The organism is Paenibacillus sp. FSL R10-2748, from assembly GCF_038005565.1.
In the GTDB taxonomy this organism is placed as follows: Bacteria; Bacillota; Bacilli; order Paenibacillales; family Paenibacillaceae; genus Paenibacillus; species Paenibacillus polymyxa_B.
The window spans coordinates 110,994-133,626 of record NZ_JBBOTK010000001.1 but is presented as its reverse complement, the minus strand read 5'-3'; the positions used below and the strand labels follow the sequence as shown (position 1 = coordinate 133,626).

Annotated in this window: 20 protein-coding genes; 16 read left to right on the top strand and 4 right to left on the bottom strand. The window is 46.2% G+C overall.

Annotation, left to right across the window (positions count from 1 at the left end; genetic code table 11):
- Positions 1-110: 110 nt before the first annotated feature.
- The gene (locus tag NSS66_RS00595) at positions 111-248 is read right to left on the bottom strand and encodes a hypothetical protein (protein WP_023988334.1); all 138 of its coding nucleotides are present in this window, start codon (positions 246-248) and stop codon (positions 111-113) included.
- Positions 249-505: 257 nt separating this feature from the next.
- Here NSS66_RS00595 and NSS66_RS00590 point away from each other — a divergent pair, with 257 nt between their 5' ends.
- From NSS66_RS00590 to NSS66_RS00560, 7 genes are all read left to right on the top strand, one after another.
- The gene (locus tag NSS66_RS00590) at positions 506-1,651 is read left to right on the top strand and encodes a glucose-1-phosphate adenylyltransferase (protein WP_076160182.1); all 1,146 of its coding nucleotides are present in this window, start codon (positions 506-508) and stop codon (positions 1,649-1,651) included.
- A 23-nt stretch (positions 1,652-1,674) separates the two neighbouring features.
- Positions 1,675-2,778 carry a glucose-1-phosphate adenylyltransferase subunit GlgD gene (gene glgD / locus NSS66_RS00585; protein ID WP_023988336.1) on the top strand — a complete coding sequence of 368 codons (1,104 nt, stop codon included), beginning with the start codon at positions 1,675-1,677 and terminating at the stop codon, positions 2,776-2,778.
- A gap of 45 nt (positions 2,779-2,823) precedes the next feature.
- Positions 2,824-5,277, top strand: coding sequence for a glycogen/starch/alpha-glucan phosphorylase (locus NSS66_RS00580; protein ID WP_264453855.1), 2,454 nt, complete (start codon positions 2,824-2,826; stop codon positions 5,275-5,277).
- Between the two features lie 190 nt (positions 5,278-5,467).
- Positions 5,468-6,019, top strand: coding sequence for a DUF2062 domain-containing protein (locus NSS66_RS00575; protein WP_028542387.1), 552 nt, complete (start codon positions 5,468-5,470; stop codon positions 6,017-6,019).
- A 153-nt stretch (positions 6,020-6,172) separates the two neighbouring features.
- A complete protein-coding gene (locus NSS66_RS00570; protein ID WP_340958237.1) occupies positions 6,173-7,189 on the top strand; it encodes a hypothetical protein in 1,017 nt (338 codons plus the stop codon).
- Between the two features lie 157 nt (positions 7,190-7,346).
- Positions 7,347-10,022 carry a YhgE/Pip domain-containing protein gene (locus NSS66_RS00565; RefSeq protein ID WP_279830684.1) on the top strand — a complete coding sequence of 892 codons (2,676 nt, stop codon included), beginning with the start codon at positions 7,347-7,349 and terminating at the stop codon, positions 10,020-10,022.
- A 401-nt stretch (positions 10,023-10,423) separates the two neighbouring features.
- Positions 10,424-11,398 carry an aldo/keto reductase gene (locus tag NSS66_RS00560; protein ID WP_023988341.1) on the top strand — a complete coding sequence of 325 codons (975 nt, stop codon included), beginning with the start codon at positions 10,424-10,426 and terminating at the stop codon, positions 11,396-11,398.
- Between the two features lie 146 nt (positions 11,399-11,544).
- On the opposite strand, the gene NSS66_RS00555 is transcribed toward NSS66_RS00560, so the two are convergent.
- Positions 11,545-12,525, bottom strand: a complete 981-nt coding sequence (locus NSS66_RS00555; protein WP_053325309.1) for a DMT family transporter — start codon at positions 12,523-12,525, stop codon at positions 11,545-11,547.
- Between the two features lie 192 nt (positions 12,526-12,717).
- On the opposite strand from NSS66_RS00555, the gene NSS66_RS00550 reads away from it, so the two are divergent.
- Positions 12,718-13,908 carry a GTP-binding protein gene (locus tag NSS66_RS00550; protein ID WP_075154117.1) on the top strand — a complete coding sequence of 397 codons (1,191 nt, stop codon included), beginning with the start codon at positions 12,718-12,720 and terminating at the stop codon, positions 13,906-13,908.
- A gap of 2 nt (positions 13,909-13,910) precedes the next feature.
- Here the strand turns inward: NSS66_RS00550 and NSS66_RS00545 are convergent, their stop codons facing one another.
- Positions 13,911-14,810, bottom strand: a complete 900-nt coding sequence (locus tag NSS66_RS00545) for a LysR family transcriptional regulator (protein WP_075154118.1) — start codon at positions 14,808-14,810, stop codon at positions 13,911-13,913.
- A 95-nt stretch (positions 14,811-14,905) separates the two neighbouring features.
- On the opposite strand from NSS66_RS00545, the gene NSS66_RS00540 reads away from it, so the two are divergent.
- From NSS66_RS00540 to NSS66_RS00520, 5 genes are all read left to right on the top strand, one after another.
- Positions 14,906-15,235, top strand: coding sequence for an antibiotic biosynthesis monooxygenase family protein (locus NSS66_RS00540; RefSeq protein WP_025722950.1), 330 nt, complete (start codon positions 14,906-14,908; stop codon positions 15,233-15,235).
- Positions 15,236-15,413: 178 nt separating this feature from the next.
- Positions 15,414-16,433, top strand: coding sequence for an ATP-binding cassette domain-containing protein (locus NSS66_RS00535; protein ID WP_075154119.1), 1,020 nt, complete (start codon positions 15,414-15,416; stop codon positions 16,431-16,433).
- Positions 16,430-17,245, top strand: a complete 816-nt coding sequence (locus tag NSS66_RS00530) for an ABC transporter permease (RefSeq protein WP_028542381.1) — start codon at positions 16,430-16,432, stop codon at positions 17,243-17,245. The genes NSS66_RS00535 and NSS66_RS00530 overlap by 4 nt, the downstream gene beginning before the upstream one ends.
- Before the next feature lie 61 nt (positions 17,246-17,306).
- Positions 17,307-17,981 carry a response regulator transcription factor gene (locus tag NSS66_RS00525; RefSeq protein WP_053325311.1) on the top strand — a complete coding sequence of 225 codons (675 nt, stop codon included), beginning with the start codon at positions 17,307-17,309 and terminating at the stop codon, positions 17,979-17,981.
- Complete coding sequence (locus NSS66_RS00520; RefSeq protein ID WP_110455447.1) at positions 17,978-19,102, top strand: sensor histidine kinase; 1,125 nt, start codon at positions 17,978-17,980, stop codon at positions 19,100-19,102. The genes NSS66_RS00525 and NSS66_RS00520 overlap by 4 nt, the downstream gene beginning before the upstream one ends.
- An 87-nt stretch (positions 19,103-19,189) precedes the next feature.
- Here NSS66_RS00520 and NSS66_RS00515 read toward each other — a convergent pair whose 3' ends face one another.
- Positions 19,190-20,059: a DUF421 domain-containing protein gene (locus tag NSS66_RS00515; protein ID WP_028542379.1), complete on the bottom strand. Its 870-nt coding sequence runs from the start codon at positions 20,057-20,059 to the stop codon at positions 19,190-19,192.
- 271 nt (positions 20,060-20,330) lie between these two features.
- On the opposite strand from NSS66_RS00515, the gene NSS66_RS00510 reads away from it, so the two are divergent.
- The 3 genes from NSS66_RS00510 (at position 20,331) to ssuE (ending at position 22,631) form a co-directional block, all read left to right on the top strand.
- The gene (locus NSS66_RS00510) at positions 20,331-20,600 is read left to right on the top strand and encodes a glutaredoxin family protein (RefSeq protein ID WP_023988351.1); all 270 of its coding nucleotides are present in this window, start codon (positions 20,331-20,333) and stop codon (positions 20,598-20,600) included.
- A gap of 142 nt (positions 20,601-20,742) precedes the next feature.
- On the top strand, positions 20,743-22,083 hold the full coding sequence (locus NSS66_RS00505) for an LLM class flavin-dependent oxidoreductase (protein ID WP_023988352.1): 1,341 nt from the start codon (positions 20,743-20,745) through the stop codon (positions 22,081-22,083).
- 17 nt (positions 22,084-22,100) lie between these two features.
- The gene (gene ssuE, locus NSS66_RS00500; RefSeq protein WP_075154122.1) at positions 22,101-22,631 is read left to right on the top strand and encodes an NADPH-dependent FMN reductase; all 531 of its coding nucleotides are present in this window, start codon (positions 22,101-22,103) and stop codon (positions 22,629-22,631) included.
- Positions 22,632-22,633: the final 2 nt, after the last annotated feature.

The following is a 22,633-nucleotide window of genomic DNA, read 5'->3' as shown; positions in this document are numbered from 1 at the left end:
TACGGATACAGCCTCGAACAATATTTTGTTCGTAGACGCAGAGAAAAGTCAGAGCAAAGCCTCCCTGAACCATGCTTCAGAGAGGCTCGCTTTTTTCTAGCTTTAACATTTTACGATTTTGCAGATGTTTTCGCACGATTGACAATAGTCTGTACCTTATTCAATACCTTATCGCGTGCCCCTTTATTTTTCATCAGATACGTAACACCCATTCCCAATGCGGCTACCACCCATTTTTTATTCTTCATGAATAACGCCTCCTTATGATCATGTTGTCATACACAGTTGCTTTAAAAGCATCCAAAATGTGAAAAGATGAACGGGATTTTACGATTTAGTGATTCCTTGCACTCGTTCCGCATAACTATGATTTTACCCTTCTCCATCAAATCTTACCCGTTCCTTCTTCAATGAAACGATTACGACTGTCTTTTCATGTTTAATGGATATTATTAAATATCCCGCCACAATTGCTTCAGACGCACATGACAGGGAGGTCTTTGTTATGAGAAAGAAGGAAGTGGTTGCCATGCTGCTCGCCGGCGGACAAGGCAAAAGACTCAAAGGACTTACCCGTACACTAGCCAAACCGGCAGTATTTTTTGGAGGAACTTACCGCATTATTGATTTCCCTCTCAGCAATTGCACTCATTCTGGTATAGACACCGTAGGCGTATTGACCCAATACGAGCCGTTGGTGCTTCATTCCTATATCGGCGTTGGGAGCGACTGGGATTTGGATCGCCTGGATGGAGGAGTTTTTGTTTTACCACCGCACGAGAAAGAAAATGGAAACAACTGGTACAGGGGCACGGCGGATGCAATTTATCGAAACCTGCATTTCTTGGATCAGTATGACCCGGAGCATGTACTCATTCTTTCAGGGGATCACATTTATAAAATGGACTACAGTCGAATGCTCCACTATCACAAGGAGAAGGAAGCAGACTGCACCATTTCTGTCATCAATGTCACGATTCAGGAAGCCAAACGATTTGGGATATTGAACGCCGATGATGATCTCAAAATATATGACTTTGAGGAGAAGCCTGAACAGCCGAAAAGCACATTGGCCTCCATGGGTATTTATTTGTTCAAATGGGAGGTGTTACGTCGCTATTTACTGGAAAGTGCAAGCGATTCTGAATCCTCACATGATTTTGGCAAGGATATCATTCCATTGCTGCTTCAGCATGGACGGTCGTTGTATGCGTACCCGTTTGCCGGGTACTGGAAGGATGTAGGTACCATTCAGAGCTTGTGGGAGTCCAACATGGATCTTCTGGTTCAGGATCCGCCTTTGGATCTGAACGATCCTTTCTGGCGCATCTATACCCGCAGTCCTAATCAACCGGCCCAGTATATAACCCAACGGGCAATCCTCAAAAACAGCATTGTAAATGAAGGCTGCATGGTGGATGGAGAAGTAAGGCATTCTGTACTATTTTATGGGGTCGAAGTAGGTGAAGGGAGCGTCATTACCGATTCTGTCATCATGCCAAACGTAAAAATTGGGCGCAATGTACGTATCCACCGGGCTATCGTGAATGAGAACATCGTTATTGAAGACAACGCGTTTATCGGACCTGAAGATAGTTCTGATGAGATTATTTTGTTCGATCAGGAAAGCCAGCTTCATGCACGAATTTAACCCGGATAAGGACGGTGTCTGCTATGAGCCGACTCATTGGAGTTATCAACCTGGATCACGAACTGGATCAGTTGAAGGAGTTGACCTATTTCCGGTGCGGGGCCGCAGTCCCCTTTGCCAGTCGATATCGGCTCATTGATTTTACCTTATCCAACATGATGCATGCAGGGGTGCATGATATTGCACTGTTTATCCGCCGCAAATACCGTTCGCTGCTGGATCATCTGGGTGAAGGCCGGCCTTGGGATCTAGACCGCAGACGGGGCGGGTTGTTTATTTTGCCACCGGACTGGAATGATCCGACAGATGCATCACGTGGGGATTTGCAGCATGTGCACAACAATCTGGACTTTTTCCATCGCTCATCGGGGCAAACCATTGTTCACGCAGGAACTCAGCATGTCAATAAGGTTGATATCGAGGATGTATACCGTTATCATCGGGAGAAAAATGCAGATGTTACCCTCGTATATAAACCCATAGACCAGCTCGAATCTGAGCATGCTCCTTGTGCACGACTGGAGATTGATGAGAACGGACGAGTGACTGGTATTCATCAGGAGCAGGATCATCATAATATTTATCTGGAAATGTTCGTGATGGACAAAGGCTTGTATCTGGATCAGGTGAAGCATTGCATTGCCCATCAGGATAATCATTTCTTTCGCGATGCCATCCAGAAAAACCCAAGTGGACTGCGCATTTATGCGTATCGTTATGAAGGTTATCATGCGGTCATTAATTCTATCGAGAGCTACTATAAAAATAGCATGAAGCTGCTGGATCAGGAGCAGTATCATGCACTGTTTCAGAATCAGCCGGTGCATACCAAAATCAAGTATGAAGCCCCGACCCGTTATACGCACAGCGCCGAGGTGGATCATTCACTTGTTGCCAATGGCTGCACCATTGGGGGCAAGGTCGAGAACAGTATTCTTTTCCGTGGAGTACGGGTGGAGGAGGGTGCGCGGGTAAGCAACTCGATTATTATGCAAAAATGTGTCATCCGTAAAGGGGCAGTTGTGGAGAATGTGGTTTTAGATAAAGATGTACAGCTTTCACCAGATCGAACTCTGATTGGAGACATTAGAGTTCCCTATGTCATTGCCAAGAATAGCGTAATTTAAAGGATATACTTAGCCATTAAAACGGAAATAACAGGAGGTACAACTTTGTTCAGCAATAAAGAAGCTTTTAAGCAGGCTTTTCGAGAGCAACTGGTCGGAAGGCTGGGCAAACCGATGCAGGAGGCTCAGTCGGAAGACGTATATAAGGTTTTGGGTGGCATGATTCGTGAACAAGTCGGCAAGAATTGGGCAGAAACGAACCAAGCCTACAAAGAAGGACAAGAGAAGCAGATTTATTATTTTTCACTGGAATTTTTGATAGGTCGTCTACTGGGCAGTAATCTGCTGAATTTGGGCGTACTGGATATGGTTCGGCAGGCATTGGGTGAACTGGGCTGGGATCTGGAGGAAATCGAAGAACAGGAGGCGGACGCGGGGCTAGGCAATGGTGGTCTCGGCCGTCTGGCGGCTTGCTTCATGGACTCGCTGGCATCCCTTGGCTATGCAGGACATGGCTGCGGCATCCGATATAAATATGGTCTGTTTGAACAGCGTATTGTGGATGGTAATCAGGTTGAACTGCCGGATTACTGGCTACAGAAAGGGAATGTCTGGGAGGAACGCCGTCCTGACAAAAAGGTCGAGGTTCATTTTTGGGGAAGAGTGGAAACCCGTGAACAGGAGGGACGTCTTGTATTCGAGACACAGGATGCCGAAACAGTCTGGGCTGTCCCTTACGATATTCCGCTGGTGGGCTATGGTCATGCGCAGGTGAATACGCTGCGGATTTGGAGTGCGGAATCAGCGCTTGATCCCGTTCGAGGACCGATTCGAGGCGAGGGCGGTTATTACCGCTTTCTCGACTACAATCGATCGGTGGAATCCATCTCGGCATTTCTATATCCGGATGACTCCAATTATGAGGGAAAGCTGCTTCGCTTGAAGCAGCAGTATTTCCTGTGCTCGGCCGGATTGCAAAGTATTTTGCGTACGTTCGAGAAGCTTCGTTTACCTTATAGCCAGTTGCCCGATAAAATAGCACTGCACATTAACGATACACATCCGACGCTGGTTATACCGGAACTGATGCGTATTCTGATAGACGTGAAGGGCTTGGGCTGGGACGATGCATGGGATATTACGACGCGAACCGTTTCTTATACGAATCATACGATATTAAGTGAGGCGCTGGAACAATGGCCTGTCAATATGGTACGGGAGCTGCTACCTCGTATTTCCTTGATCATTGAAGAAATTAACAAACGTTATTGCGCTATGCTACTGGAGCGTTACCCAGGCCAGGACATCAAAATTGGTGAAATGGCGATTATTCATGGTGAACAAATCCGTATGGCTCACTTGGCAATCGTTGGCAGCTACAGCGTTAATGGGGTGGCTGCGCTGCATACGCAAATATTAAAGGAACGAGAGATGAAGTCGTTTCACGAGCTGTACCCTGACCGTTTTAATAATAAAACAAACGGGATTGCCCATCGCCGCTGGCTGATGCACGCCAACCCGGAGCTGGCAAGCTTGTACGATGAGACCATCGGCACACGTTGGAGGACCCGTCCAAGGGAGCTCATCGACCTGCTTCGTTACAGTGGGGACGAGTCGTTCAAAGAACGGATACAGGCGATTAAGCGAAATAATAAAGTCAGGCTCGCTGAGCATGTTTTTGCAAAACAGGGCGTGCGACTGGATACGTCCTCCATTTTTGACGTACAGGTCAAACGGTTGCATGGTTATAAGCGACAGCTGCTCAACATTTTGCATGTGATGCATCTATACAGCCAGCTTAAAAGTAATCCTGGCCTGGATGTGACGCCACGCACGTTTATTTTTGGAGCCAAAGCCGCTCCCGGTTATTTTCTCGCCAAACAGACAATCAAGCTCATTAACAACGTGGCGGACACGATCAATCGGGATGTAGATGTCAAGGACAAGCTGAAAGTCGTTTTCCTTGAAAATTATTCTGTCTCGCTAGCGGAGCTGATTATTCCTGCGGCGGATGTCAGTGAGCAGATTTCCACGGCAGGCAAGGAAGCCTCTGGCACAGGGAATATGAAATTTATGATGAACGGTGCGCTCACAATAGGTACATTAGACGGAGCCAATGTTGAAATGCATGAAATGGTAGGGGATGCCAACATGTTCATTTTTGGATTGAAGGTGGATCAGATCGAGGCATATTACCGGGACGGCCAGTATTCGGCGCGCAAAACAGCCAATAGCGACGAAAGACTGCGTGAAGTGTTGGATCAACTCGTGAACGATGCTCCTTTTACGCGGCATGAACGGGAATTTGAGGCCATTTATCAATCCCTGATTGATCATAATGATGAATACTTTGTGCTCAAGGACTTCGCAGCCTATGTGGATACACAGGTTCATATTGAACAAGTGTATCGGAATCCCTCGGAGTGGACTCGGCGTGCTATTGTCAATATGGCGAACTCTGGTAAATTTTCTAGTGATTGTACGATTCAGCAATACGCGGCTGAGATTTGGGACATTGTGCCTCTCCAAAACGATGTCAACAAGCGAATTCTGTCCTAAAACGGCGAAACAGGCGGAATAACATTGCTTTTCGAACGCTGAGGGTTATAATGACAGTATAGACATAAGTAAGGATGGGAGCTGTATTGACTCATTCCTGAACTTGAATAGTACTGTTGAAGGAGTCCTCCTATTGATAAAGCTCAATCCGAAAAGGCTCAAACCTCATAAATCGAAGAAGAAATATAATATGTTTCAAAATATATGGCGTGCGATTCGGCTGAATTTCATCAAGCTATTGCGCGCCCCTGGTGGAGTTAAAAAGATCTCTTTGGGCTTCGCCATTGGCTTTGCGCTGGAGATGATTGTGATTTCCACGGCTTCTCTGGTATACCTTGTTTTTTATCCGATTGTTCGTCTGTCCGGCGGCTCGTTGCCTGCGGCCATTGTGGGTAACGTTGTAGGTAAGCTAACCTTTTTGCCAATTGTACTGATGCCATTCGCCAAGCAAGTGGGGGCTTGGATTTATCCATCCCATTATCCGGTACATGTCAGGGGCGGACGACTTCACGAGCATTCTTTTATGGAGCTGTTTCACGGCAACTGGTCTGTATTCAGAGACTTACTGCACGGAGGCTTGCACATCCTGATCGGCATGTCGATTTTCGGTGTGGTGCTGGGCATTATCTCGTATTTTGTCATTCAGGTTCTGTATAATCGTTCGCTGCACAAACGGTTGGAAAAGCGGAAGTTGCGTCATGGTGCAGCATTTTCGGCGGCCAGACTGCTGAAGAATGGATAATGATGCATAAGAAAGAAGCTCTTCGAGCCTATTTATTAGGTCCGAAGGGCTTCTTTGAGTTGGGGCAAGCAACTTTTATTTTTGTATTACGTCTAAGGAATATATGTATCCATTCTTTTAAGTCTCTTTTGAGACATCAGGAGGAATTGCCCCATGAAAAAATGGAATTCTATCACTGCAACAGTTGCGGCAATATCCATGCTTTTGGGAACGGCTCCAGTTGCATTGGCACAGCAGCCCGCCGCTGCCATAGCTCAAAACGCACAAACTTCTGTTAACTTGGACCCAACCGCCACTAAGCGTTTAACAGATGTGCTGAACACATTAGCGGGGAAACAAACAATAAAGTTTACAAGCGCTGATACTGCTTTTGACTCATGGACGGTAAACGGTACTTTGAGCGGGACAGCTAATGCTGATTTCATCCAAAATTACGATTCCAAAAAGGGAATCGTGCAATCCACCAGCATTATTTATGATGCGGCTGATCTCAACAAAGTTATGGACAATAATCTACGCAGCAAGGTTGCATCGTTCCTGAAAACATTTGATTCTGATGGAGTGTTTAAAACGGATGCTGTCTGGCGTGTATATTCACCGGATGACGAAGGAGAACTCAAAAATTATTGGGTGCTATGGGGGCATGACCAGAGTCTCTACATTGACCTTGATCAAGGAAATAAAATAACGGCCAGCATAATGTATTCGCTCAAAGACGTTAAAGCTTCACTGTCCAACAAAGCGAATCGTTCGCTTAAAACAGTTGGTATTGCTTCGAGCAATCCGTTTGAATATGTGTTTCGTCAGCATGAAGGCAATGATACCGTTTGGAATTTCCGGGACGATAATGAGTTAAACAACGTGTTGATTGGCGTGAAAACTGGTAAAGTGTGGGCCGTAAAAAACGAGCTTGGCATGGATTGGACGGGGGAAAAGGATTTTGTCAAAGCATTCGCTAAGCCAAAGCTCAGCCAAACTCAGGCTCTTTCAGCCGCGAAGTCGAAAGTGCAATCTCTTTTCGGAATTAACCTAAAAGGATATACCGTAAAAATTAAGGATAACGAGTATACGTTCTCCCAAAAAGGCGCGGTTACTGTGGTGGGGAAAATCAATAAAAAAGGAGCATTATATTCCCTAGAGGCTATGCCCGCGAATGGAGTTCGAAATTAAGCAGAATGATTTTATTGAAAAGCGTATGATCTCTATAAGAGGCATACGCTTTTTACATATTTTGTAACAGGATTGGCTTCATTCGCTCGAATCGTTTACAATACGTGTGCATACAACAATGGACGACAGGTTAATGTACATACAAGGAGTGATGAAGTTGCGGAAGATATGGCAAATCTACTTAACAGACTGGAGAAATGTATTCAAAGTATCGACCGGGACTTTATTAGTCATTGGCATCATTCTTTTGCCTTCTGTCTATGCATGGGTGAATTTGAAAGCGATGTGGGATCCGTATGCGAATACATCTGGGATTAAAATTGCAGTAACCAGCCAAGATCAGGGTGCAGAAGTGAATGGTAAAAAGATTAATATCGGCGATGAGGTTTTGCATAACCTTCAAAATAACAAGAAGCTGGGTTGGACTTTTGTCAATGAAGCGGAAGCACGAAAAGGTGTGTTGAATGGTGATTATTATGCCAGCCTGCTGATCCCGAAAGATTTTTCAGAGAAAATTACGAGTGTGCTGACGGAAAATCCGCAAAAGCCGGAAATTGATTACGCCGTAAATGAAAAAATTAATGCAGTAGCTCCGAAAATTACATCTTCGGGGGCAACCTCTCTGACGAACCAGATTAGCCAAAACTTTATTGAAACTGCCAGCCAGGCGGTATTGACGAAGTTGAAGGAAGCCGGAGTCAGGCTGGAGGAGGAGCTCCCGACGATTCGTAACATTGAGAACCGGGTGTTGGAGCTGAATAATCGATTGCCGGATATCGAAAGGTTGGGCAAACAGGCATTGGAACTGGAGCAAAATTTGCCGAAAATAAAGGCACAGGGACAAAAGATCATTGCATTGAAGGAGAAAATTCCTGAAATTAACCGTGCCGGTGACCTGGTGCTCAAAATTGACAAAAACATGCCTGAGCTGGACAAGGTAGCCGCTGTTATTTTGGATATCCAAAAAAGACTACCTGATATTCAAAAGGCCGGTGATCGAATTGTTGAACTAGATCAAAATTTCAGCAAGGTAGAAAGCGCACTGGCCACAGCCCTAGAGGACACGCAAACGGCTCTTAAAGTCATTAATGCTGCCCAGAAAGCACTGCCAGAAGTACAGAAAATAGCGGACACAGGCAAGGATTTTACAACCGGTTTACTCGAATTTCTGGACAAAAACGAGGGTGCGCTTGATTCGATTGGTACAGTAGTTAAAGAAGACTTACAACTGGTACAACAAATCGCGAATGAAGTTTCTCAGATTACAGACATTGTTCGTGGTGTGGATTTTGATCCTAAAGCAGCACAAGCTGCGGTGAATCGTGTCAGCGGTAGGCTGACAACTGCCGTGGGAGTGTTGGATCATATTTCTCAATTGCTGAAGCGTGTGAACGGATACTTGCCAAGTCAACCTCTGGATTCACTTATTTCCCGTGTGAGCGGGGTAGAGGATCGTTTCCGTCGTCTGAATAGCACAGTAACTAGCATCGGGGATGCCATTCAGCGCGGCGAAAAGCCTGCGCAAAATCTGCTGGATGACACTGATCGCCTTGCAGGAGAAATCAGTAGCGGAATTGACAGCATTTTGGGCAATTATGATACGGAGTATGCACCCGCCATTCAAAAGGCGCTGGATCAGATCAAATCCGTTGCCCGCAATTCTGCCAATGTGCTGACTACAGCTCAAGAGCAGCTACCGAATATTGAAAAGCTATTAAATGACGCACAGGCTGCAGCAGAATTCGGTCAGCAAGAGCTAACACGTCTCCAGCAGGATCTGCCACAATACCGTCAAAAACTGCATGAAGCGGCGACGACGATTCAGGGGCGCATGGGCGAGTTTACGAATGCTGTGAACAAAGCGGCAGACTTTGTAAATAACGATTTGCCAGCGGTTAAAAGTAAAATTCATCAGGCAGCAGATTTTGTGCGTAATGATTTGCCTAAAGCGGAACAACAGTTTGTCAAAATGGCTGACTTAATAGAAAATAAATTTCCTGATGCAGAAAAAGCGGTACACCAAGTAGCCAATTTTGTAAGGACCGATCTTCCAGCTGCCGAGGATTCCATACGTCAGGCTGCAGACACAATTCGCAAGCTTAAGGGCGAAAATGCACTCGGACGCGCTATTGCATTGCTCAAGGGGGATGTGAAAAAGGAAAGTGATTTTCTCGGCAGTCCGGTATCGTTGAAGCAGGAGCGGATATACCCAATTCCCAACTATGGTTCTGCGATGTCACCTTTTTACACTACATTGTCGATTTGGGTAGGTGCGATGCTACTGGTCTCGATGTTCAGGGTAGATGTGGATGACCCGGAAGGACAATTTAAAAGCTACCAAGTGTATTTCGGACGGCTTATGACATTCTCCACGATTGGCATTTTTCAAGCGCTGAGCGTATCTCTCGGTGACTTGTTCCTGCTCGGGGCGTATGTGGATGCCAAAGTAGCTTTTGTACTATCGTCTATGCTGATCAGTCTGGTGTTTACGGCGATGACCTATACACTAGTTTCTGTGTTCGGCAATATCGGCAAGGGACTGGCAGTCATCCTGCTGGTGCTTCAATTCTCCAGTTCAGGAGGGACATTCCCGATTGCGACGAGTACACCGTTTTTTCAGGCGCTGAATCCGTTCGTACCATTCACCTATGCGGTTAGTCTGTTACGAGAGACAGTAGGAGGGATGTTGCCTTCAACGGTGATACGAGATGTGGTGATGCTGTTTGTATTTATCGGTGTTTGCTTCCTGTTTGGATTGGTGTTTAAGAAGCCGCTCAGCAAGCATACGAAAAAAATGGCCGAGCGAGCAAAAGAAACGAAATTGATTCCTTGATTGTAAAAAAAGAATGAGTTACGGTGGCTGAAGTGAGCCGCTCCGCGAAGGATTTGATCTTACGATCGCTGTTGCCACGGGATTCTTTGGATTAGGACATGACAAGGTAAAAATCCCATGGCAAAGGCGAACGCTTCGCTTCTCCAGATTCAAATTCTCCGCTCCGCTGCAACCGCCGTAAAGTCACTATTTTTTCATATGGAGTAGGTAGTATGGTAGGAGATGCCTCGCGCTTGCTGCTTCGGCGGTGCGTGGGGCTTTTTTGCATGCGCTATCCAACCTTAAATTGCATTTGGGGTTGTTTCAATATGGTTTTTTCTGGTGAATAAACGGAGTATGGTCTTTTTTGGCATGTAATTTTGCGGAATTTTTAAAATCCTTAGGCAAAGGCGGGAAGCAGTATGGAGTATTCATACTTAGGAAAGTCAGGCTTGAAGGTTAGTCGGTTATGTCTGGGGACGATGAATTTCGGACCGGAAACCGAAGAAAAGGATGCGTTTAAAATTATGGATGCCGCACTGGATGCGGGCATTAACTTTTTTGATACGGCTAATGTATATGGCCATGATCGTAAAGGTTGGACAGAGGAAATTATCGGACGTTGGTTCCAGCAGGGCGGCGGAAGACGCGAGAAGGTCGTGTTGGCAACGAAGGTATACGGAGACATGAAAAATGAACATGACGGACCCAATGCAGGATCAGGCTTGTCTGCTTACAAAATTCGCCGTCATTTGGATGCGTCGCTGAAACGTCTTCAAACCGACCATGTAGAGCTATATCAAATGCATCACATTGACCGAAATGTGTCATGGGATGAACTGTGGGGCGTATTTGAGTCCGTGGTGGATCGGGGACAAGTTGATTATATCGGTTCCAGTAATTTTGCAGGCTGGCATATTGCGGTGGCGCAGGCAGAAGCGAAGGCACGGCGTTTTCTGGGGCTTGTATCCGAGCAGCATTTGTACAACCTGAACGAACGTTCCGCCGAGCTTGAAGTATTACCAGCAGCTCAAGAGCTGGGTCTGGGTGTGATCCCATGGAGCCCGCTGGCGGGCGGACTGTTGGGACGGAATGCGTTAGCAGGTACTGGTTCTCGCAGCGCACGCGCCAAAGAAAAGGTGGAGCAGAATCGTGCGAAGCTGGAGCAATTTGCAGCATTGTCCCGCGAGCTGGGTGAAAAGGAAGACGTGATTGCACTGGCTTGGGTACTGTCCCATCCGGCCGTAACGGCTCCAATTATCGGACCACGGACCTTAGAACAGTTAGAGGATGCTCTACGGGTACCTGAGGTCAAATTGAGCGAAGATGTGCTTGCCAAGCTGAATGAGATTTTCCCCGGTCCGGGAAAACCTGCGCCAGAAGCCTACGCTTGGTAATAATACTTCGTACTCGTAATAAAACATCATTCTTTGTGAGAAATAATCGGCAAAAAGCAGCAGATCAGGAGCTTCCTCTTTGATATGCTGCTTTTTTTCTGGTGCCTGATCCACACTTGAACGACCGTGACAAGAATAAATATGCGCTAAATGGGATCTATCTTTTTAGATATGATTTGCTGATTGGTTTTCTTATGATGTGTTGCATAACTGTGCAGAATCATGCCGAGGATGACGATGAACATACCCATCCATGATAAAAGAGACGGCATGGGGATAGACAAAAAGATTAATTCTCCCATAAATGCAAAAAGAACTTCCAGAGATTGTGTTGCTTCTACGGTCGCCAGCTTTTGCATATTTCCACGAACCTGATCTGTAGCTTTAAAAAATAAAACCGTAGCGATCACCCCTGAAAACACAGCCACCAAAGCAGACTGTATCGTCTGATCCTTACTTGGCATTCCCGCGCTGAAAACTCCATATAACGAAAGCAATAACCAGAAGGGTAAGCTGGCTAATGTCATCCCGAGCACACGCTGATAGGCATCCAATCGTCCTGCACAGACTTCCATCATTTTACGATTACCTAATGGATAGGCGAATGAGGCGAGTATGACAGGCAGAATACCGAATAAAAAATCTTGGGTAGAAATGGATTGCGACTGTTCGACTTGCATAACAATAATGCCGATTAAAATAACGAGAGACATCAACAGTCCCTGGAGGGGGATTTTTCCTCGTATTTTGACAGGGCCGTTCTCCGTCTGGACAACCTCAGCAAATAAAGGGACAAGCAAAGAACCAGAAATGATGGTAATTTGCCAGGTTCCCGCGATCAACCACCCTGGTGAATAAGCCGATGCGAAGCATAACGGAGCATAAAATAAGCCAAATCCGATGAAGCTCCACCACAACCACGTTCCTGGTTGTTCCTTCATGACTTTCCAAAGAGGCTTAAGCTTTTGTTGGGTCATCACAATGACGACTAGAATAGGAACCATAAACAGATATCGCAATGAAGCACTCCAGATCCAGCTCCCGCCAGACAGCTCCATAGACCGGTTCAGAACAAATGTAAAAGCAAAAAAGAAAGCCGCCAACACACCTAACCAGATTGAGCGCATAGCATTCACCTAATTCTTTAAGTATCGTTATTTCTCATATTAATAACTTTAGATCATTCAATTCAAGAGTTTCTTACAGTTGACAAGGTAAGAGGGATGCTGTATATTACTGAAAGTTAATGTTAATAGTAATTATTACGATTTAAAAAAGAATGAAAATGAAAAGCCAATATTCAAGGGAGCGTAACAGCGATGAATAAGAAAGCAATACCGGTAACAGTGTTGAGCGGATATTTGGGTGCAGGAAAAACAACGATTTTGAATCATGTATTAAACAATCGGGACGGAATGAAAGTGGCAGTCATCGTCAATGACATGAGTGAAGTGAATATAGATGCTGAGCTGGTTAAAAAAGAGGGCGGCTTGTCCAGAACAGAAGAAAAACTGGTCGAGTTGTCAAATGGTTGTATTTGCTGCACATTGCGTGAAGATTTATTGCTGGAGGTCAAGAAGCTGACGGAACAAGGCGATTTTGATTATATTTTAATCGAATCTACAGGCATCAGTGAACCCGTGCCAATCGCTCAAACTTTTACATACGTTGATGAAGGAACTGGCATTGATTTGGCATCGCTGGCAAAACTGGATTGCATGGTGACCGTAGTTGATGCGAATCGTTTCTGGCATGATTTTGAATCAGGAGAAACGCTACTGGATCGCAGGCAGGCTACTGGTGAAGACGACACGCGTGATATCTCGGACTTGCTGATTGACCAGATTGAAACCTGTGATGTATTGATTCTGAATAAGTGCGATCTGGTTCAGCCTGCGGAGCTGGACAAGCTGGAGGGTGTGCTGCGGAGATTACAGCCTGAAGCCCGGATCATTCGTACTTCCAAGGGAAAGGTCGCTCCTTCGGACATTTTGAATACAGGGCTATTCAATTTTGACAAGGCTAGTCAATCCGCTGGATGGATTCGTGAGCTGGAGCTTGAAAGCCATACACCAGAAACGGACGAATATGGGATCAATTCCTTTGTATATCGCCGTAGAAGACCATTTCATCCTGCGAGATTGGCTGAATTTATGAACTACTGGCCGGAGGAGGTCGTTCGCGCCAAAGGTTTGGCCTGGATTGCCACCCCGCAGGATTGGGCAGCGAGTATTAGCCAAGCTGGACCATCTATTCAATTTGGCCCTGCGGGAAGCTGGCTTGCTGCGTTATCTGAAGAAGAACGGCAGGAGATCGTCGCAGCCGACCCTGAGGCTCTGGACCATTGGGATGAACAATGGGGCGACCGTATGAACGAAATCGTCATGATAGGTATCGAAATGAATCGATCGGACTTGGAAGAAGAGCTAGATGAATGTCTACTGAATGATAACGAAATGGATATGGACTGGTCCAGTTTTGAGAATCCGCTTCCTTGGCCGACATGCTGAAGCTAGTTGATCCATTCAGTAATAAAGTCCATACATTTTTTAGCTGCTGGAGAAACATTTTTTAAGGAAGCGGTAGCGATACCGATAGTACGGGAATGCCTTTCGTCCAAAGGTCGAATAGAGATGTCGTAAGGAATGTGAGACAGGATCATTTCAGGAAGAATACTCACGCCTAGGCCATTCTGCACCATAGCCATAATCGCATGGTCATCTTCTAATTCATATTTGATTTTAGGTGACATATTATGCTGTGAAAAAATATTTCTTACATCGGTGTCACAGCCTGCAACAGGCATAATGAAAGGCTCATCTCTGAGCCGTTCTACTCGAATTGAGGCTTGCTTTCCAAGAATATGATCGGAAGGAAGTAGACAAAGCATGCTTTCTTCTTTTAATGGCAACGCCTCTAATGTGTCTAACGTGGGTAGGTTCACAAAGCCGAAATCAGCTTCCCCACTGACTATCCAGCTCTCAATTTCATGGTAGTTCCCATCGAGCAGTTTTACTTCAATAAGAGGAAACTGCTCATTGAATTTTTTTAGAATACGCGGCAGCCAATGAATAGAGACGCTTGAAAATGTACCGATCTTTACGGTTCCGATTTCCAATCCTTTAATTAAAGCTACCTCTTGGTAAAGCTTTTCGTCCATTTGTACAATCTCTCTAAATCGCTTCATTAATCTTTCCCCGTTATTGGTTAATCTGATGCCTGAACGACCTCGGATCAGAAGAGTCAGCCCTAGTTCATGTTCCAACCCAGAGATCGCATGGCTGATTGCTGATTGTGTAAGTTTTAAAACTTCCCCGGCCTTTGTGAAACTTCCCATTTCAACTACGCAAAGAAAAATCTTATATTTAAACAAATTCGTGTTCACTCCTATTTTTTTATGAAATATATTCATGCATCATATCAGATATATTCATTTTTTTTTATTTAATATTTATGGTTATAATCAAATTAAAGAAAGGTTATTTAATTTTATTTTAGGAGGAACATATGAACTCAATTGCTAAAACTCCTCGGCCGCCCTATTATGCAGCTATCTTTACTTCTGAACGTACGGAAGGAGATGGCGGGTACGGAGTGATGGGAGACAAAATGGTGGAACTTGCTGCCCAACAGCCTGGTTTTCTAGGTGTGGAAAGTGTTCGTGACCACAATGGAGTAGGCATTACAGTTTCTTATTGGGAGTCTCTAGACGCTATAAAAAATTGGAAACATAACGAGTTGCACAAGGTAGCGCAGGAAAAAGGGAAATCCGAGTGGTATAAAACATTTGGTTTAAGAGTGAGCAAGGTAGAACGAGATTATTTTTTTACAGTGTAAATAGGTTCAATATCAAAGTTAGTGCTTAGCATGAAGCCAAAGAAGTCCCATATGAGGACTTCTTTGGCTTCTCTGTCAGAAAGGCATCGTCGACCATTTTGGAAAACGTAAACGGTTCTATTCATATTCAGTTCATAAACGTGGGTTATCCTCTCTATAGAAACCGTACAGGGAGGATATGAATGTGGATTATACAGACAGAAAAGAGACCTTGGCCATTGAAGCAAGGGGACTCGTAAAAGCTTTTGGTGACAAGCAGGCGGTTGACGGTGTCGACCTGAACGTGCGTGCTGGCACGATCTACGGTGTGCTTGGTCCTAATGGAGCAGGCAAAACGACTACCATCCGAATGCTGTCAACGTTATTGCGGCCTGATGGGGGATCAGCCCGTATCTTCGGGCACGATGCAGTAAAGGAGCCGCAGGTTGTGCGTCAGTTGATCGGGGTGACAGGCCAGTATGCATCGGTCGATGAGTCTCTTAGCGCTACCGAGAACCTGATCATCTTCTCCAGACTGCTTGGACTGGGACGTGCCGAGGCGCGTCATAAGGCAGCGGAGCTGCTGGAGGAATTTGGCTTGGCCGAAGCGGCCAAACGACCGCTAAAGCATTTCTCCGGAGGTATGCGCCGTCGGCTGGATTTGGCCGCAAGTCTCATTGCCAAGCCGCCGCTGATTTTCCTGGATGAGCCGACTACCGGACTAGACCCGCGCACGCGTGTCCAGATGTGGGACACGATCCGGAGTTTGGTCAAGACCGGTTCCACCGTACTGCTTACAACCCAGTACCTCGACGAGGCGGATCAACTTGCTGATCGAATCGCGGTGATCGATCATGGCCGGGTAGTCGCTGAGGGTACGGTGGATGAACTGAAAGCGGCAGTGGGGGCGTCGACTCTGCAACTCAAAGTGCAAAATCAACAGGACATCGAGAGAGCTGTTCAGATCGTTGAACAGGTGCTTTCAGTTAAGTCCAGCGTGTCAGTGGAAACTGGAAAGATTATCTCTCCGATGGCCAACGCAGATCGGGTAACGGACCTGCTGATCGCCCTCCGTACCGGAGAGATTCGTCTAGCAGAGATGAGTGTGCAGAAGCCGACGCTCGACGAGGTGTTTTTGTCCATCACTGGTCATGGGGCACAAGTAAACAGACAGCAGACGTCCCAAGGAGCGCATGCTGTGGAGGGGGCGAGAGCATGAAGAGTACTACTGTTATGACAGGTTCTGATCGCACATTGAAGAAGTCTGTGAGTTTCAGGCAGGCGTTTTTCAATTCCATGACGATGGCCTACCGGGGCATTCTGAAGATCCGGCATACTCCCGAGCAATTGTTTGATGTCACGCTCCAGCCAATCATTTTCACCCTTATGTTTACCTATATCTTTGGTGGCGCCATCTCAGGAGACGTGCAGCATTATTTGCCGGTTATTATTCCAGGCATCCTCGTGCAGACGGTGATCTCGACCTCCGTCGTTACCGGCGTCCAACTACGTGAGGATATGGACAAAGGAGTGTTCGACAGGTTCAAGTCACTCCCAATCGCACGCATTGCGCCTTTGGCTGGAGCTCTGCTGGCTGACAGTATCCGGTATACTATTGCGACTGTACTTACCTTCGCCATGGGGTATATTTTGGGGTATCGGCCAGAGGGAGGACTGCTGAGTGTCGCTATCGCCGCGCTTTTGGTCATCGTGTGTTCCTGGGCAGTCAGCTGGATTTTCGCCTTCTTTGGCGTGATTGCCCGCACTGCTTCCAGTGTACAGGGCATCTCCATGATTGTTCTGTTTCCGCTCACTTTTGTTTCCAATGCATTTGTGCCTGTGGACACCATGCCTGGTTGGCTACAGTGGTTTGTAAACGTCAACCCGATTTCACATCTTGTGAACGCAGTCAGGGAGCTTGCGAATACGGGAACGATTGGCGAGGAACTGGCGATCTCACTGCTTGGCGCTACAGTCATTGTGGCGATCTTCGCGCCGCTTACGGTGCGTGCTTATATGCGTAAAGCATAAGATGGCGGTCTTCTTGACGAGGACGAGAGATTTAAGGCAGAGTTAGTTAGGGGGGATTGAAATGACGTGTGTATTAGTCGTTGATGATGATCCGCATATTCGTGAACTGGTCGGACACTTTTTGAGAATGGAAGGTCTGGAGGTAGTCGAGGCGGTGGATGGTTTGGACGCGATGCGCATTTTTGATCAAAACAAGGTCGATTTGCTTGTTCTTGATATCATGATGCCGGGAATGGATGGTTGGGAGCTGTGCCGTAAGCTGCGAGAGCAGACCGACCTGCCGCTGCTTATGCTTACAGCCAAAGGAGAGACGTCACAGATCGTGAAAGGCTTCGCGCTCGGAACGGACGACTATCTTGTCAAACCATTCGACCCCATGGTGCTTGTCGCACGCGTGAAGGCTTTATTAAAACGTTATCGTATCATGGCTTCAAAATCAGTGACTGTCGGAGATCTTGTCCTGCGCAGCGATACATTTGAGTGTCGGGCTGGAGAGAAGGAGATTACCCTGCCGCTCAAGGAGTTTGAGTTGCTCTTCAAGCTGGCCAGCTATCCTGGCAAAACCTTTACCCGCGACCAGTTGATCGAACAGATCTGGGGTTATGATTATGAGGGAGACGAAAGAACAGTTGATGTCCATATCAAGCGCCTTCGGGAACGATTTCCGGAGGCAAGGCACTCTTTCCGGATCAGTACGATCCGAGGATTGGGTTATCGGCTGGAGGTAAGGCAATGAAGCGGGAACCGGGATTCCTCCATATCCTTGCGAGACTCATGCTGGTGTTATTGGTGCTGTATCTTAGCTGGACTGCCGCGTACTTTATTACGGCGGCGATCTATTCGCGCATGTCATGGGCTTTTCATGATTTGTTCGTCTTTCTTATTAATGCGACGCTTGGCTTTTTCTTCTTCGGTATTATCAGTATGACGGTAAGACGCTTCATCCAGCCTAGAGAGCAGCACGCTTTTACCGAAATGATCGATGCTTTAAAACGTATTTCGCAAGGAGACTTTCACATTAATCTGGATTGGGACCTCGGCGGGCGGAACGGAAAACATCGGAGGCCGCATCCTTATGTACAGTTGGTGGACAGTATCAATGATATGGCTGCAAATCTGAAGGCTATGGAAAAACTGCGGGAGGAGTTTATTTCGAACGTATCCCATGAAATCGGCTCACCACTGACCTCGATAATCGGATTCGCCAAGGCGCTTAAGGATGAGAATCTGGATCGTGAGCAGCGAGATCGGTATTTGACGATCATCGAGACGGAGTGTATTCGTCTATCCAAGCTAAGCGATAATCTCATGAAGCTGGCGATTCTGGATTCGGAGCGGTATCCGTTTCGTCCGTCCCTTTATCGGCTGGACAAGCAGCTGATTTCGCTTATTCTCGCCTGCGAACCGCAATGGGAGGCTAAAAAAATCGAGATGACTGTTGAGGTGGATATAGTTGAGGTCAACGCGGACGAGGATCTGATGGGCCAGGTTTGGGTGAATCTTCTTCACAATGCCATTAAATTTACACCACAGGGTGGAAGCATATCTGTTTCTCTTTCAAGTAACGGTGATCAGGCGGTTATCTGCATTGCGGATACGGGACAGAGCATCAACGAACAGGATCAGCAGCGCATTTTTGAACGTTTTTATAAAGCAGACCAGTCACGGGCCCGAACTGCTGGAGGCAGTGGCTTGGGACTTTCCATTGCTTATAAAATAACAGAGATGCATACCGGCTCTATCTCTGTATCCAGCAAGGTGGGAGAAGGAACGGTATTTACAGTTATGCTGCCGCTGCACCAGAAAGTAATGAAAGGCAGCAGCAACTGTGAAATGTACAACGGCACAGTAATTTAAAAAGGAGCGTCTTCAAAGCCACAAACGGCTGAAGGACGCTCCTTTTTAGTTCCCATACTTATACTCTTATGGCATATGCGTATGTGCTCAGGACTTAGATGTATTTACCGGCTGCATCTCCTGTATAGCTTCTTTCAAGCTTTGTGAGCATTGCTCATATAGCTGTTTTCTTTGTTGCTCACTGGAACCAGATGCGAGTTTTTGCAACTCCGTTGTGCATTGTTCCAGCAAAGTCAGCACGGCTTGATTCGAATCCTGCACCTTGTTTAGCTGTACATTGTCACTATATTGGTCAATGTACAGTTCTCCTTGCGGGTCCACCTGCGCGAAAAACACATCTTTGACTGTTAAACTCTTTTCCTTTAGCTTGGCATCCAGCCATTGTTGAGTGATCCCCATATATGCCATTTGTTGCTCCATAAGTTGTCCATCCATAATGACTGCTGTTGGTTCCTTCTCCGGTAATTGCTGCATATTCAAATCCTTAAGTGTCACAGGCTGCTTGTCTTTGGTTAACAGCACATTGACTTCGCCACTGGTTTCCATAAGAGCAAATTCAACGTCAGATACTTTGAATACATTTTTGCTTCGAAGCTGCTCCATGAGTTCATCCAGGGTGAGCCGTTCTTTTCTCAGATTATCCTCTAAAATTTTGCCGTCTTTGATCAGGATTGTTGTCCTTCCATCTGTTATATCTCTGATTTTCTTGCTTTTAATTTGCAAATATTCAATGCCAAGTGTTGTCAGTACCCATACTGACAAGGCTATGAGGCCTAGATACCAGGTGGATTCACGCTCCATAGGAATGGTAGCAGCCAGGTTACCTATCGTGATTCCTGTTATATATTCGAACAAGGAAAGCTGGGATACCTGACGTTTTCCAAGAATTTTGGTGATTAAAAATAATATAGCGACAGCCATTAATGTGCGTATAGCAACCTCGGCCCAATCCTGCATTTGCTCAACCTCATTTCATTTCGCCACAAGGACGCTACTATTCCAAGGATATCCGCGTCAAGGCACATTTAAACTCCAATTCCCCTAAATTTAAATAACCAAGCTGCCAATAAGCGATGAAATACAATATATAATTAAAATTTTCTATCGATGAATTATCATTGTCTATTGCACAAGCGATTGACGGAAAGGAGGGGGGAGGATACATTATAGATATAATTCTTATTTAATTCATCGGGATTATAAACATTAAGCTCACGGAGGTATGTATATGTCGTCCAAACCTAAAGTTGTATTGTGGAGTAAAACCGGCTGTCATTTTTGTGGAGAGATCAAATCGTACCTGGAATCCCAAAATCAGCCGTATGAAAATATCCAAGTGGACGGAAATGATGCGCTGCGTGACGTGCTGGAGACCAAATATGGTATTCGTTATGTCCCTGTCGTCGAGGTAGGCGGGGATAATAAATATGAAGCACTGCTCAACCCGGATCTGGAAGAGTTGGGTAAAGTGCTGGAAAGTTACAATCAAGTAGTATAGGCCAATAGGAAAAGGATCAGTTACTCCGCTGCCTATACAAAATAAGTAGCGGAGACTGCCCTACAAACCATTAGCAGCCTAGCTGCCCTAAAAAAATGATAGCCGTAGGATAACAATTATGTTCAAGAGAGGTGGAAGAGTTATGGCTAAGAATAGACAAATTAAATTTGGTGCTATTATTCACGGTGTTGGGGGAAGCATGACGACTTGGCGTCACCCTGAAGTACCTGCGGATGCGAGTGTTAACTTTGAATTTTATAAAACGCAGGCGCAAAAGGCAGAGGAAGGAAAGTTTGACCTCGTATTTATCGCAGATGGCCTGTTCATTAACGAAAAATCCATTCCCCACTTTCTGAACCGTTTTGAACCAATTACGATTCTGTCCGCTTTGGCTGGGGTGACGAAGCATATCGGACTGGTCGGCACACTGTCGACTTCCTATAGCGAACCGTTCACGGTAGCACGCCAGTTTTCTTCCATTGATCATATTAGCGGAGGTCGTGCAGGCTGGAATGTGGTAACTTCTCCGCTGGAAGGCTCTGCCCTTAACTTTAGCAAAGGCGAGCACCCGTCGCATCCGCAGCGCTATAAAATTGCAGAGGAATATTTACAGGTTACCAAAGGACTGTGGGACTCGTGGGAAGAGGATGCGTTCGTTCGTGATAAGGAAGCCGGCGTATTCTTTGATCCTGAAAAGCTGCATACATTGAACCATAAAGGTGAGTTTTTCTCTGTGCAGGGTCCACTGAACATTGGACGATCCAAGCAGGGACAGCCGGTTATTTTTCAGGCAGGTTCCTCGGAGGATGGCAAAAACCTGGCCGCCAAGGAAGCGGATGCTGTATTTACAGGACATGAAACGTTAGAGGAAGCGCAGCAGTTTTATCGTGATGTGAAAGAACGTGCGGTACGCTATGGTAGATCCGAAGAGGATATTGTCATTTTGCCGGGCATATCGCCGATTATTGGCAGCACGACGGAGGAAGCGGAACGTAAGTATGAAGAGATCACTAATCTGGTGACGATTGAGGCTGCGTTAAAATATTTGGGACGTTTCTTCGATCATCATGATTTCTCACAATATCCGCTGGATGAGCCATTCCCTGAGCTTGATGGTATTGGCAGCAATGCGTTCCGCAGCGGTACAGATAAAATCAAACGAGTAGCCAAGGAACAAAACTTGACCTTACGCGAGGTTGCGTTGCGTTCAGCTACGCCGAGAACCTCTTTTATCGGAACCGCTGAGCAGGTGGCGGATCGAGTGCAGGAGTGGTTTGAAAGAAAAGGAGCAGACGGATTCATCATTGGTTCTGATGTACCCTCGGGTCTGCATGACTTCGTAAATCTGGTTGTGCCTATTTTGCAGGAACGCGGTATTTACCGTCAGGATTATGAATTTAGCACACTACGTGAAAACCTGGGCGTGCCTATTCCTGAGAACCGCTATACAGCAGCCAAATCCAAAGTGAAGGTTGACGCATAACAGAAGGAGGAAAAAATATGTCCAAGGTTGTCATCCTATCAGGCAGTCCGTCTACACAATCCCGTTTATACGGCTTGATTAACTATACAACGGAGCAGTTGCAGCAGGCTGGAGCGGAGATTACATTACTGAATGTGGTTGACTTGCCAGCTGAGGATCTGGTCACAGCTAACTTTAACAGCCCCGACGTCACAGCATCACTTGCGCTGATTGCAGCAGCGGATGCCGTTATTGTGGCTTCTCCAGTCTATAAGGCGTCCTATTCAGGACTATTGAAAATATTCCTGGATTTGGTTCCGCAGGAGGGGCTAAGAGGGAAACCTGTCCTGCCTTTATTTATCGGAGGCACGCTGGCTCACCTGCTGGTCATTGACTATGCCTTGAAGCCGGTTATTAATGCACTGGGCGGAAGACATATTCTTGGCGGGGTGTACGCAGTGGATCAGTGGGTCGAACGTCTACCAGATGGAGCATACGGGTTGTCCGAAGAATTGGTTGCACGGTTGGAACGTTCTGTTAAAGAACTAAATGAGCTATTAAAATTATAGAT

Coding starts and splice junctions, on each gene's coding strand:
- NSS66_RS00595 (WP_023988334.1), bottom strand. CDS start 248: ATGAAGAATAAAAAATGGGTGGTAGCCGCATTGGGAATGGGTGTTACG.
- NSS66_RS00590 (WP_076160182.1), top strand. CDS start 506: ATGAGAAAGAAGGAAGTGGTTGCCATGCTGCTCGCCGGCGGACAAGGC.
- glgD (WP_023988336.1), top strand. CDS start 1,675: ATGAGCCGACTCATTGGAGTTATCAACCTGGATCACGAACTGGATCAG.
- NSS66_RS00575 (WP_028542387.1), top strand. CDS start 5,468: ATGTTTCAAAATATATGGCGTGCGATTCGGCTGAATTTCATCAAGCTA.
- NSS66_RS00570 (WP_340958237.1), top strand. CDS start 6,173: ATGAAAAAATGGAATTCTATCACTGCAACAGTTGCGGCAATATCCATG.
- NSS66_RS00560 (WP_023988341.1), top strand. CDS start 10,424: ATGGAGTATTCATACTTAGGAAAGTCAGGCTTGAAGGTTAGTCGGTTA.
- NSS66_RS00555 (WP_053325309.1), bottom strand. CDS start 12,525: ATGCGCTCAATCTGGTTAGGTGTGTTGGCGGCTTTCTTTTTTGCTTTT.
- NSS66_RS00550 (WP_075154117.1), top strand. CDS start 12,718: ATGAATAAGAAAGCAATACCGGTAACAGTGTTGAGCGGATATTTGGGT.
- NSS66_RS00545 (WP_075154118.1), bottom strand. CDS start 14,810: ATGAATATATTTCATAAAAAAATAGGAGTGAACACGAATTTGTTTAAA.
- NSS66_RS00540 (WP_025722950.1), top strand. CDS start 14,906: ATGAACTCAATTGCTAAAACTCCTCGGCCGCCCTATTATGCAGCTATC.
- NSS66_RS00535 (WP_075154119.1), top strand. CDS start 15,414: ATGAATGTGGATTATACAGACAGAAAAGAGACCTTGGCCATTGAAGCA.
- NSS66_RS00530 (WP_028542381.1), top strand. CDS start 16,430: ATGAAGAGTACTACTGTTATGACAGGTTCTGATCGCACATTGAAGAAG.
- NSS66_RS00525 (WP_053325311.1), top strand. CDS start 17,307: ATGACGTGTGTATTAGTCGTTGATGATGATCCGCATATTCGTGAACTG.
- NSS66_RS00520 (WP_110455447.1), top strand. CDS start 17,978: ATGAAGCGGGAACCGGGATTCCTCCATATCCTTGCGAGACTCATGCTG.
- NSS66_RS00515 (WP_028542379.1), bottom strand. CDS start 20,059: ATGCAGGATTGGGCCGAGGTTGCTATACGCACATTAATGGCTGTCGCT.
- NSS66_RS00510 (WP_023988351.1), top strand. CDS start 20,331: ATGTCGTCCAAACCTAAAGTTGTATTGTGGAGTAAAACCGGCTGTCAT.
- NSS66_RS00505 (WP_023988352.1), top strand. CDS start 20,743: ATGGCTAAGAATAGACAAATTAAATTTGGTGCTATTATTCACGGTGTT.
- ssuE (WP_075154122.1), top strand. CDS start 22,101: ATGTCCAAGGTTGTCATCCTATCAGGCAGTCCGTCTACACAATCCCGT.